General features: G+C 71.7%; 9 protein-coding genes. 4 read left to right on the top strand and 5 right to left on the bottom strand.

What is annotated here, in order from left to right; translation table 11 throughout:
- The first annotated feature begins 42 nt into the window (after window positions 1-42).
- A complete protein-coding gene (locus tag AB0O40_RS14750; protein WP_365040270.1) occupies window positions 43-813 on the top strand; it encodes a crotonase/enoyl-CoA hydratase family protein in 771 nt (256 codons plus the stop codon).
- Window positions 814-1627: 814 nt separating this feature from the next.
- Window positions 1628-2908, top strand: coding sequence for a N,N-dimethylformamidase beta subunit family domain-containing protein (locus AB0O40_RS14745; protein ID WP_365040267.1), 1281 nt, complete (start codon window positions 1628-1630; stop codon window positions 2906-2908).
- A 531-nt stretch (window positions 2909-3439) separates the two neighbouring features.
- Here the strand turns inward: AB0O40_RS14745 and AB0O40_RS14740 are convergent.
- A complete protein-coding gene (locus AB0O40_RS14740) occupies window positions 3440-3931 on the bottom strand; it encodes a hypothetical protein (RefSeq protein ID WP_365040265.1) in 492 nt (163 codons plus the stop codon).
- Between the two features lie 139 nt (window positions 3932-4070).
- Between AB0O40_RS14740 and AB0O40_RS14735 the strand changes: the two genes are divergently transcribed.
- Complete coding sequence (locus AB0O40_RS14735) at window positions 4071-5132, top strand: endonuclease NucS domain-containing protein (protein WP_365040262.1); 1062 nt, start codon at window positions 4071-4073, stop codon at window positions 5130-5132.
- Window positions 5133-5225: 93 nt separating this feature from the next.
- Here AB0O40_RS14735 and AB0O40_RS14730 read toward each other — a convergent pair whose 3' ends face one another.
- From AB0O40_RS14730 to AB0O40_RS14715, 4 genes are all read right to left on the bottom strand, one after another.
- Window positions 5226-5381, bottom strand: coding sequence for a hypothetical protein (locus AB0O40_RS14730; RefSeq protein ID WP_365040259.1), 156 nt, complete (start codon window positions 5379-5381; stop codon window positions 5226-5228).
- A gap of 61 nt (window positions 5382-5442) precedes the next feature.
- Window positions 5443-7941 carry a hypothetical protein gene (locus AB0O40_RS14725; protein ID WP_365040257.1) on the bottom strand — a complete coding sequence of 833 codons (2499 nt, stop codon included), beginning with the start codon at window positions 7939-7941 and terminating at the stop codon, window positions 5443-5445.
- Between the two features lie 425 nt (window positions 7942-8366).
- Window positions 8367-9029, bottom strand: a complete 663-nt coding sequence (locus tag AB0O40_RS14720; protein WP_365040254.1) for a hypothetical protein — start codon at window positions 9027-9029, stop codon at window positions 8367-8369.
- Window positions 9030-9201: 172 nt separating this feature from the next.
- Complete coding sequence (locus tag AB0O40_RS14715; protein ID WP_365040251.1) at window positions 9202-9564, bottom strand: hypothetical protein; 363 nt, start codon at window positions 9562-9564, stop codon at window positions 9202-9204.
- Between the two features lie 526 nt (window positions 9565-10090).
- On the opposite strand from AB0O40_RS14715, the gene AB0O40_RS14710 reads away from it, so the two are divergent.
- The gene (locus AB0O40_RS14710) at window positions 10091-12172 is read left to right on the top strand and encodes an AAA family ATPase (RefSeq protein ID WP_365040248.1); all 2082 of its coding nucleotides are present in this window, start codon (window positions 10091-10093) and stop codon (window positions 12170-12172) included.
- Window positions 12173-12263 lie beyond the last annotated feature (91 nt).

Below are 12263 nucleotides of genomic sequence, written 5' to 3'. Positions count from 1 at the left end.
CCGTTCGTCCGCAGGATCCGCCCACCCCACCAGGAGTCCCCGATGGACAGCCACGACCCCGTCCGGACCGCCGAGCCCCGCCCCGGCGTCCTCCTCGTCACCCTCAACAGGCCCCACGTCCGCAACGCCATCGACCGGGCACTGGCCCATGCGATGGACACCGCCCTGACCAGGCTCGAGGAAGACCCCTGTCTGGACGTCGGCATCCTCACCGGGGCGGGCGGCCACTTCTGCTCCGGCATGGACCTCAAGGCCTTCCCCGCCGAAGGCGTACCGCTCGTCGCCGACCGTGGCCTGGCCGGCCTGACCCGCGCCCGCGGACGCAAGCCCCTCATCGCCGCCGTCGAGGGAGCAGCCGTGGCCGGCGGCTTCGAACTCGCCCTCGCCTGCGACCTGATCACCGCCGCCGACACCGCCTTCTTCGCCCTGCCCGAAGTCGCCCGCGGACTGATCGCCGCCGAAGGCGGCGCCATCCGCCTACCCGGCCGCATCCCCTACCACGTGGCCATGGAGATGCTCCTGACCGCGGCCCCGCTCACCGCGCCAGACGCGGCACGGTACGGACTCGTCAACCACCTCACTCCCCAAGGCGAGGCCCTCGAAGCAGCCCTCACCCTGGCCGAGCGCATCCAGACCCACTCACGCGACGCCGTCCACATCACCAAGCAGATCGTCCAGGACACCCGCGGCCTCGACGACCACACCGCCTACACCGTCCAAAACCCCCTCAGCACCCCCGTCTTCACCACCACCAACGCCACCGAGGGCGCCACCGCGTTCACCGAGAAACGACCACCGGCCTGGCACCGATGAGAGAGACCCGACACCACCGGGCTCCGGGCTCCGGACCGCCAGCCCGCCGCAACCAACCACCAGACGGCCTCCCTGGAGCACCTCCCGGGGCCACCCACCCTCCACCGCCCGAGCACCGGTACACGGACACGGCCTCAACTGCAGCTCGGCGACCAAGCCAACCTCCCACCCGCACGGGGCCCACCACCACGAGAGGCACCTCAAAGGCACCTCAGGCGACTGATCCGTTTCGGTTCACCCGAGAACGCATCGAGGACTCCACCACCCCACGACACGGGCTCGCTGTCCGCCGCGACGAGCCGCAGCTCTGAGGCGGTCATGGCCACCTCCTCCCCCAGGTCGTCCCGCTCCACCACGACCTTGTCGTTCTTGGCCAGCAGCTCCAGGACGAACGGCGCAGGGTCCCGACACGCCGGAGACGGGGGTCATCCGCGATCGGGTCCGGGCGGGGTTATCGTGACCGGCGCCGAGCCGAGGAGGTGCCGTGGAGCGTACCGGTGACGCGCACCAGCCCGAGCACCTACCGCCGGCGCGAACCCTGTGGCCCGGATGGACGGGCCGGGCCGGGCTCGGGCGGCGCCAGGTACTGGGCACCGCGGCCGCGCTAGCCCTCGGCGGGGGTGCCCGTTCCGAAGCCGGGGCTAGCGCCGCCGCACCTGCGCGGTACGCCCCCGGACCCTGTCACGACGTCCGTGCGGAGAACCGGCTGCCCGGCGCACCTGGCTGGCGGATCACTACCCCTGGCAGGGCCCGCGCGCTGGAGGGCTTCGCCGAACAGTGCTCGGTGCCGGCCGGGGGGACGGTCGGATTGCGCGTGTCCACGACCGCGCCCCGCTTCACCGTGTCGGCGTTCCGGATCGGCTGGTACGGGGGCGCGGGGGCCCGCCTGGTGTGGCGTTCGCAAGAGCTGCCCGGGCTGCTCCAGCCGCCGGCGCGGACCGACCCGGAGACCCGGGCGGCGCGTGCGGACTGGGTGCGGACAGCCGAGGTGTGCACGGCGGGCTGGCCGGAGGGCTGCTACCTGCTCCGGCTGGACGCGGTGGGCGCGCGCGAGCCCGCGCAGCGGTACGTTCCGCTGACCGTGCGGTCGGTCTCGACCGCGGGACGGTCGGTGTTCGTCAACGCAGTCGGCACCTGGCACGCGTACAACCGCTGGGGAGACGCGGACCTCTACCAGGGCCCCGACGGCGAGAACGCCTCGCGATCGCTCGCCGTGAGCTTCGACCGGCCGTACCGCAGCGCGCACGGCGCCGGGCAGTTCCCCCGCTACGAGGAGCCCCTGCTGCGGCTGGCCGAGCGGATCGGACTGCCGCTGGCGTACGCGACCGGTCCCAACCTGGCGCGCGAACCGGAACTGCTGCGCGGAGCGCGGGCGGTGCTCTCCCCCGGGCACGACGAGTACTGGAGCCCCGAGCAGCGCCGGCACGTGGCCGCGGCCCGCGACCGCGGCACGAACCTCGCCGTCTTCGGGGCCAACTGCTGCTACCGACGCGTCCGCTTCGAGGGCTCTGCCGTCGGCCCGGACCGGCTGATGGTCTGCCACAAGCAGGACTATGTCCGCGACCCCGGCTTCCGGCAGGGCCAGCCGCCGACGCACGAGTTCCGCCGCACACCGATGCCCGAGCCCGAGAGCGCACTGCTGGGAGTCCTCTACGACGGCTACCCGGTGGACGCCCCGTACGTGGTGGCCCGGCCCGACCACTGGCTCCTGGCGCGCACCGGCGCGGTCGCCGGGGAATCCTTCGCGCACCTGGTGGGCGTGGAGTACGACCGGATCGACCTGCGGTACCCCACTCCTCGGCCGGTCGAGATCCTGGCGCACTCCCCCGTGATCTGCAAAGGCCGGGCGAGCACCGCCAACACCGTGTACGCCTCACTGCCCGCGGGCGCCGGACTCTTCGCCACAGGCACCATGCGATGGGTGGAGGCCCTCGACGCCCAGGGCCCGGCCGGCGGGAAGGAGCGACACGGACTGGACGGACGCGCCGGGGCATTCACCCGGATCGTGACGGAGAACGTCCTACGGGCCTTCGCCGCCGGCCCCGCCGGGCACACCCGACCCGCCGTGGACAACGTGGCCCACTACTACAACTGATCCGCAACCACGACCCGGACCGGCGAAGACACCCACCCCACGGCCGCCACAACGACCACCAGCCCTCATGAACCACCTCACCAGCAAGCATCGTCGGCAAGGCCCGGACACACCTCGGCCACCGGGCACCACGCCCCGTCGCGGCCCCCTCCGCCCCGCACACGGCACCCCCAGCGACTTGGCCACGCACTCAGCCGCCCCAACTCCTCAAGGAGAGGGTCAGGCGTAGGGGCTATCGAAGATCACGAAGAACGCCAGCCAGGCCGCGGCCAAACCGCCGGCGATGCCGCGCCGGTCGCCGCGCGGCGCTGCAACCCCTCGAACGACAACCGGCCCTGCTCAGCGTCCCAGACCAGCAGCTCGCCGTCCAGGACCAGGACCTCGGGCAGCTGCCCGACAGAGGCCACCAGGTCCAGCCATAGCTCCTAGACCAGCGAACCGCGGCGGGTCTGGAGCAGCACCGGGGCGCCGGAGTGGTCAGGGGTGCACAGGAGGGTCTGGTGGCGGCAACTCCCGGCCGCTGCACCGACGTCAGCGTGTATGTGCGCTCGGCGCGCCGGCCCGGCGGCCGGCCAGCGCCTCGCAGCGGATGCCCCCGGCGGGGTGCCACTCCAACGCCGGCGCCGCCGCGGTGCCGTGCTCCGGGCACCAGTCCACCAGCACCACCCCACCGCACCCGCGCACGCGGCACCGGCGCTCCGAGCCAGGAGCGGCGTAGGGGACGCCGTGGCGGACCACGCCGCCGCCCGAGCCGGCTGCAGCACCGCGCGGGCCGGCCGGCCACGCCAAGGTCAGGTACTGCCACCCGGAGGCGGTGGCGAACCGGTCCGCGATCCGCACGCCGCCCGGGACCGCGAGCGCTGTACGGCCGGGGACGGCCAGGGAGCGCACCGCGGCGCCCGTCGCCCTGGCCGTGAACGTGGTGACCTCCTCGACGTCGGCGTCGGTGAACCAGGCCGCCACCCGGTCCTCGCCCGCAGCGTCCGCGGCCGTCTCCAAGTGCGGTTCATCAGAGTCGCGCACACCGCGAGGGTCAACGCCGCAGTCTCGCCCTCGTCGCGTAGAACGTCGTTCAACACAGAGCTTCCAAGGTGTCCCGGAACGCGGCGTGCGGGCCTATCTGCAACGATCAAGCAAGTGGTGGCGTGACAGAGGAGCACAGGTGACAGGTGAGCGGGTGCTGATTGTGCGGGAAGGCATGCCTGCCAACGCCGAGGAGACGAATCTGGGAGCGCTGGGACTACGGGAGCGTCAGGACCTTCAGCAGTGGATCCTCAAGGACCCTTCGTTGCTGGAGGACGGCCTGTTGATCATCACGGAGGAGTACGACCAGTGGTCCGCGCCAGCTGGTACCCCTGTCCGTGACCGGCTCGACCTGTTGGCACTGGATGAGGGGGGCCGCCTCGTCGTCATCGAGCTGAAGCGGGCCAAGGCATCCACCGAGGCCCACCTGCAGGCCATCAACTACGCGGCGATGGTTTCCCGCGTCACCGAGGATGATCTCGCCCGCATGTATGCACGATTCTTGAGCCGGCGGGGCGAGAGTGTCAGCGGTGAGGATGCTCTCCAGCGGCTCGAACAGCACTGCGACGGCGAACTGGATCCGCTGTTGCTGAAACAGCCGAGGATCATGTTGGTCGCGGGGGCGTTCCCCACGCAGGTGACGGCTGCCGCGGTCTGGCTCAATGACATGGGTGTCGATCTCAAGCTGGTCCAGTTCCGGGTGTGGCGCGCCGAGCAGCCCGCCCCGGACCAGCCGGCTTCGGCGGTGCTGACGCTGTCGACGCTGTACCCGGTCCCAGGGCTGGAGGATTTCACCATCCGGCCAGCCCGAGCAGAGAAGGCAGAGGCAGCGCATCGTGCATCGCAGCGCAGCATGGGGCCCCGCGCTGTCCACAAGATCATCGACAACGGCCTGATTCCCGTCGACACGCCCCTCACGTTCCGCCCGTACGGCGGAAACGGTCTTGTGCCTGAAGGGGCCCTGAAAGCCTGGCTTGACGAGGACCCAAAACGCGGCCGGGCCGTGTGGGTCGAGGACCGCAACGAGCCTCTGAAGTGGGAGTTCGAGCCGGGTCAGTACTCCCCAACGAGCCTGGCGAAGGAGATCTTTGAACGGGTCTCTGGGGTGCGCCCCGGGAACCTCAACGGGCCACGGTTCTGGATTGACGAAGAGGGACGTGACCTCGTGGAAATCGCCGGAAGCCAGGCCGACGGCGGATAGAGGCCCGCCGTCACCAGAGGATCAGCACGGGCACGGAGAGCCTGGTTACCTCTGGGTTTGGGGTCCACAGCAGCCGCAAAGGGGCAGACTGCCTCAGAAGTCGACAGGGTGGACCCGCAGCTGTGCCTGCCACTCGGCTGATTCGCCGCGGCAGGTGCCCGACAGCACGCGGGCCGACGAGGTGATGCTGAGCACGCGGGCCGGCGGCATGCTGCTGAGCACCTTCGCCGGCCCGGTGCTTGTCCTCACCTTCCGGACGCGACGCGGCCCGCCCCGGCTCGGGACCGGGACTGGCCGCGTCAATGGGAGGTCAGGCGCAGAACGGGATGTCGCCGAGGTTCTTGGCGTAGCGGGCGGCGATCCAGCCGCGTCCGTCTGCGAGCCGGTACCAGAGGTTGTTGTCGCCGACCTGCTCGCCCTTGACCTTGCAGGTGAGCGGGACGACCGTGCCAGGCTTGAGCTCGCCGACGGTCTTGTTGGTGCGGTGCGGGCCGGAGTGGATCGGCAGCGGCCCGTGGGAGATGACCTTCGCCTTGTGGTGATGGTGGCCGCACGATTGGCACGACCCGGCGTCGCCCTTCTCGCCGCGCGCGCCAGGCTCACCCTTCTCGCCGCGCGGGCCTGCGGGCCCCTGGGCGCCGTCCTCGCCGCGCTCCCCGCGCTCGCCTCGGGCTCCGGGCGTTCCCGGTTCGCCCTTGGCACCAGCTGGGCCCGTGGCACCCGGTTCGCCCTTCGCACCGGCCGGGCCCGTAGCACCTGGTCCCATGTCGCCCTGCTCGCCCCGCAGGCCGGGCTGCCCCTGCTCGCCCTTGGGTCCGACCGGGCCCTGCACCCCGGCTGGGCCCTCGGGCCCAGCATCGCCCCGATCGCCTCGGTCACCCTTCACGCCGGGGTCGCCCTGCTCGCCCTTGGCCCCGGGCTGACCGGCGGGACCGGCCGGGCCCGTCACGCCCTGCTCGCCGTCGTCGCCCTTGGCTCCAGCAGGGCCTCGTGTCCCGGCCGCGCCCTGCGGCCCGGCGGGACCCTGCGGACCGGCGGGACCCTGCGGACCGGCGGGACCCTGTGGTCCGGCGGGGCCATCCGCGCCCTTCTCGCCGCGCTGGCCCTGCGGGCCGACCCGGCCGCTCTCGCCCTGCTCGCCCTTGGCTCCGGGCTGACCGGCGGGCCCGGACGGGCCGTCGTCACCACGAGGCCCGGCAATGCCCTGCGGACCTGCCGCGCCCTGCTCACCACGCGGTCCCGCAGGACCGGCCGCACCCTCGCTGCCGGTATCGCCCTTGGGGCCCTGCGTGCCAGCGGGTCCCTGGGCGCCGGTCTCACCGCGTGCTCCGGCCGCACCCGGGTCACCCTTGGCGCCCGGCGTGCCTGTCGCGCCGGTTGCACCGCGTTCGCCCTGGGGTCCCCGAACTCCGGCCTCACCCTGAGCCCCAGGTACGCCCGTCTCGCCCTTCGGCCCCTGGGCCCCGACCTCGCCCTGTACTCCGCGGGCTCCGGCCGGACCGGTGTCGCCCTTGGCACCCGGAGTCCCGGCCACACCGGTCTCGCCCCGGTCGCCCTTGGGCCCGGCGGCGCCTGTCGCGCCGGTCGCGCCGCGTTCGCCCTGCGGGCCTTGGGCTCCCTGAACGCCGGTCTCGCCGCGCTCGCCCCGGGGTCCCGGCACGCCAGCGGTGCCGGTCTCACCCTTCAGGCCTTGGGCGCCGTTCTGACCGGCGGGGCCCTGTGCTCCGGCGGCACCGGCGGGGCCGGTGTCTCCCTTGGCACCGGCGGGACCCGGTTCTCCTCGGTCGCCCTTGGTTCCGGCCGGGCCGGTAGCTCCGGCCGTGCCCGGGTCACCCTTGGCGCCCTGCGCGCCGACGGGGCCAGTCGCTCCGGTGTCTCCCTTGGCACCGGCGGGACCAGTTGCACCCTGAGCGCCTGCCTGGCCCGGGTCGCCCTTGAGGCCTTGGGGACCGGCAGGACCGGCCGGGCCCTGCGCTCCGGTAGCACCAGCAGGACCGGTGTCTCCCTTGGCACCAGCGGGACCCTGCTCTCCTCGGTCGCCCCTGGTTCCGGCCGGGCCGGTAGCTCCGGCCGCACCGGGGTCACCCTTGGCGCCCTGCGCGCCGACAGGGCCGGTCGCTCCGGCGTCTCCCTTGGCACCGGCGGGACCAGTCGCACCCTGAGCGCCTGCCTGGCCCGGGTCACCCTTCAGGCCCTGGGCACCGGCCGGGCCGGTGGCTCCGGCTGCTCCGGGGTCACCCTTGTCGCCCTTGGTGCCATTCGCCCCGGCAGCACCGGTAGCCCCGGTGTCGCCCTTGTCTCCCTTGGGGCCGGTGACTGGCGCAACCGGGGTGTTCACCGCGAACAGCGCAGGAGAGGCCGGGTACCCGGTCTCCACGACCCACCGGCCACCCTCCAGCGTCGTCGCCGCAGGCGCGTCCGCGTCCACACGCACCACCACCGACAACCGCGTCCGCGAGTTCTCCGGGAAGAACCGTCCCCCATCGCCAGCCGGGGGAATGCACGTCAGCAGCCGATCCCCGTTCGAGGCGGTACACGCAATCGTCCCCGGCCCGTCGTTGAAGTAGTAGCGGGCCTCCGCGAACGTCGTGCTCTGCGGTGCGGTGATCCGGAACGCCGCGATGTTCGCGACACCCGGCCCATTCGCCGCCACGATCGTGGCCCGCCCCGTCGCACCGGGCGCGATCGTCGGCACGTACGGCTGGGAGAACGTCACCGAAGCCGGGTCGGCGAACGCCGGGAGCGGGGCCAGCAGCGTGCCAGTCGCGAGCGCGGCGACCATCGCGGCAAGCAGGTGTCTACGGGACATCAGGGGGTTCCTCTTCCGGGCAGGGCAGAGCCGCCAACGGGCAGTGACGGTGATCCGATGATCAACACGGCAGGCGCTTCTACCGTGCCGCCACGCCCCGCGCCACCAGGACATGAGCCACACAGCCCAGCCATGGCCATCAGCACGACGCCGGCCGAGGTGCTGGACGTCACCCGGACAGCTACGCAGCAGGAAACCCGCCGCGGGTGACCGGGAGCACCTGCGCCGGCCACCGTGCTCCACGACACCTCGAGAGCGCCGACACGCCCGAACGGGCCAACACAGTGTCGGCGGCCGGGCCCGGCGTAGCGTCGAGGGTGCCCTTCAGCGCATGAACGGGTGCCCGGGGCGGTGGCGTTGCCTCGTCCGCCCCGGGCGCGCACACCCCCTCACCACCGTGGATGCGCCAGATTCAAAGAGCGCCATCAACGCTCGAAGCGCTCCCGGACGCGGGGCAGGGACAGGTCGTAGGCCAGGGAACTCCCGGAGAACCAGACCGGCCGCAACCCGGCATCCGCGCGGTCGCCGGGGAGCGCGACCGCGTACCCGAGCAGGATGCCGGCCTCGTCGCAGCGCTCGCGCACGCGAAGGCCCGCATCCCGCAGCCGGTCGAGGAAATCGGCGTCGTCCCGGGCGAGGGCGGCCGCGGCGCGCACGGTGCGCTGCAGGGACTGCCGGGCGGTCTCCAGCAGGCCGCGCCGGTCCGCCTTCGCCAACTCCCCCGTCGACGGGCGGCGCACCGCGGTGCGGTCCTGCGGCGACATCGGGGTCAAACCCCAGCGGGCCTCGAAGCCGCGGGCGGCGGCGTGCATCGCCAAGATGTCCCCGCGCAGGCGGGGCTGGCGGCCGTCCGCCCGGGCCAGGGTCGCGACCAGGTGGATGTGGTCGGGTGCGTGGCGCACCGCGATCCACCGGCAGGCCTGCTCATCCCCTGCCGGGGCGATGCCCGCAGCATCCACCATCGCCGCCGCCACCTCGCCCCACTCCGCGTCCGACAGGACCCGGTCGCCGGCATGGTTGCGTACCGAGACGTGCCACACGTGCAGGGGCGGGCGCACGCCGCGCAAGGCCTCCACGGGTGCGTCCAAGAGGTCCGCCAACTCCCCCAGGCCGATCCACTCCGGCCGCCGGACCGGGCACGGCACATCCGGGTCCCAGGCCGTGATCAGGTGGGGTCGGTGTGCTCGTCGCGCTTGCCCGGACCGAAGAGGTACTCCAGCAACGTGTACATGTCGTCGCCCGTGTCGGGCTTCTTCGGCATCACGTCCGGGCCCGCCGCTCCCGCATCACCGCCACCGTCGCTACGTCCACCCGCACCACCGCCGCACGCGCGCCGGCCAAGACCTCCCCCAGCCCCGCACCGGCCGCGCCGTCGCCGCCCTCCGCACCAGATGCGCCGGCCTCGCCGGCCGCGCCCAGAGCATCCAGACGGACCGCGATCTCCCGCAGGCCCGCCCGCGCCGTGACGAGCTCACGCAGGACGTCGGCCCGGGCCGCGGAGACCGGCACCAGCACCTGCTGCGCGACCGCCATCACCTGCTGCCCCACCCACCCCGCCGCCGACATGCCCTCACACCCGGCGGCCGCGCGGACGACCGCCAACTCGGCCGGTGTGAAGGCCACGCTCACCCGCTCCGACCGCCGCTCCCCCGTCTCCCGCTCACGTCGGCGGCCACCCTCACCAGCCATCACCCCACCACCCCGTCTCGACCACGCCAGGACACCGGAAAACGGCCCCCAGACCCGGAACCGCCACAAGATCAGTTAGTGCGTAATGTTCCATTCCGCACTAACTGGCTGCCAATTTCTAATGCCTGGAAAATCCTCCCAGCCCACCACACCCACCCACCCCGAAACCGCCCCACCAGCAGCCCACAACCACCCCAACCAGCGACCCCACCAAGAAAACCAACCCCCACACCACCACCCCACCCCCACACCACACCCACCAACCACAACCCCACCCACCACCCCCCGCACCACCAACCCCCACCCCCACACCACCCCACACGAAGCGACGACCACCCCACGCTTGAAGCTCGGCCCCCGGCGTGAGGAGAAAGTCCAGCGGTGCCGGCGGCCGGTCGCTACCCTTCCGGATCACCAGCGTCGCGGCGGAAGCGACGTGCGCATCACGCCGGGGGTCACCATGGCGATCACCTTCGCCGTCTCCGAGATCATGCTCATCGGAGGCATGAAACTGACGCCGCCACAGAACGGGATGACGCTGTTCATCGGCCCCAACAACAGCGGCAAATCGCTCTTCCTACGCGAGCTCGCCCAGCAGCTTGCCAACCCCGCCGTGCCCAACAGCAAGTGGATCCAGCACGTCATCTCAAAGCCCTCAGGAAGCAGCGACGCGCTTCTGGAATGGCTGCGCGACCGCGGCTACCGCACGTGGCGGCCGTCTACCTCATCTGCCGATGCCTACCGCGCCCCTGACGGCTCAACGATCCGTCAGGACGCCGTGCGGCAGATGTGGTCCACCAACCCAGCGCCCCTCATGTCCTTCCTGTGCGACGCGCAATGGACCGACAGTCGTCTGGCTGTCAGGGATGAGGACTCTCTATGGGACTTCGCCCAGCCACCTCTGTCGACGCTGCAGTACCTCTACGAGGACAGGGCTGCCGAGCGGGCGCTCTCCGACCTCGTCGAGAATGCCTTCGGTGAAGGTGTCTGCGTGGACCGTTACGACACCATGGTCAGGCTGCGGGTCGGCCGGCCAGACGTACCCGACGTCCTTCCCGGTGCAGCTCACGAAGTCATCTCCGCGTACCGCGAACGCCCTGTCATCTCGACGCAGGGAGACGGGTACCGGAGCTTCGTCCAGGTCTTGCTCAACGCCACGGTGCGGCCGACACCCATCGTGATCATCGATGAACCGGAAGCATTCCTTCACCCACCCCAGGCTCGTCTCCTCGGCCGACTACTCGCGGGTATGGAAGGTCAGGTGCAGCTGTTCGTAGCTACCCACAGCGCCGACTTTCTGGCGGGCGTCTTGGAGGCTCGGGAGCGTAGACCTCTCTCCATCGTCCGGCTGGACCGGGCATCGGGCACACCGCGGGCCCGAGAGCTCGCCACCGAGGCCGTCCAAGCCCTGGTGAACACACCTCTGCTGCGGTACTCGAACCTGGCCTCCGGCCTCTTCTACGACCAGGTCGTCCTGTGCGAGGCCGCCGGGGACTGCCAGTTCTACGCAGCTACCTTCGACATCACCGCGGCGCGCGCCCACGAGAACACGTTGTTCCTCCACACCAGCGGGCTGTCAGCGCTGACGCCAACGGCACAAGCCTTGCGGAACTGCGGGATCCACACGGCGGTGATCGCCGACTTCGACATCATGCGGACGTACGGCGAGCTGGGAAGGGCGTTCAAGCGCCTTGGAGGGTTCGCGGATCCACTCCTGAGCGACGTCCAGGCGGTCAACGCCTTCGCGAAGGGAACGCGGGTGGTTCCCACTCTCGACGGATTCCTGACGCAGGTAAAGGAGGCGTTCGAGGGCCACAGCGGTGATGACGCACTCGTGGGCCCCATGGCCGAGGGCCTGATGAAGTCCTTGAAGGGGGTCACGGGCTGGGAGGCCCTCAAGGGGACCGGCCTCAGCGGCCTCCAGGGCCAACCTCATGTCGCCGCGCAACGGGTCCTGGACTCAGCGGCCGACCTGGGCCTGTTCATCGTGCCCTGTGGCGAGCTGGAGTCCTGGGTACGTCAGGTACCCAAGGCGAAGAAGTCCGTCTGGTTGCAGAAGGTCTTCGATAAGGGGTGGTACCAGAAGCCGACGCCGGAGCTGCAAGCCTTCTGCGCGTCGATCCGGGCGTTCTTCGAGAACGGGGTCGCCGACTACGACCGTGCGGCGGCGCAGGCTCTCCTCGTCGCATCCGAGCTGCGGGAGTCCGAAGCCGCTGTCACGAACGCCAGCGAACAGCCACTGAGGGAGGTACGCGTCATCCGGGCCACCGCCCTCTACGAGGGCCAGCGCATACCTGGATCCCTGTGGGCTGAGGGTGCAGGGCCTATCGGTACCAACATCGCGCCGGGCGGCACGTTCACCGTGGAGCTGGGGAAGATGGTCTGGGTCGAGCACGAAGGCTTCTTTCCGCGCGAAGCGACCGAGGCGACGCTCCTCGTCCACTTCCAGGACGCTGCGGGCCTGTGGTGGGAACGCGACGGCCAGGCGCTGCCGACCAGGCTGATCAACGGCCCCTCCGAGCCGGACCCCCGCCCGGAGTAGTCGGCCGCCGAGGTGCGGGGCACAGGCGCGCCTGCCTGTGCCCCGCAGCACCTCGAGGACCGTCAACTGCGCGCTCCCCGTGCAGGCCGGC

The sequence above is a fragment of the Streptomyces sp. NPDC089919 genome, from assembly GCF_040684615.1.
Classification (GTDB): domain Bacteria; phylum Actinomycetota; class Actinomycetes; order Streptomycetales; family Streptomycetaceae; genus Streptomyces.
This window is presented reverse-complemented; position numbering and strand designations above follow the sequence as displayed.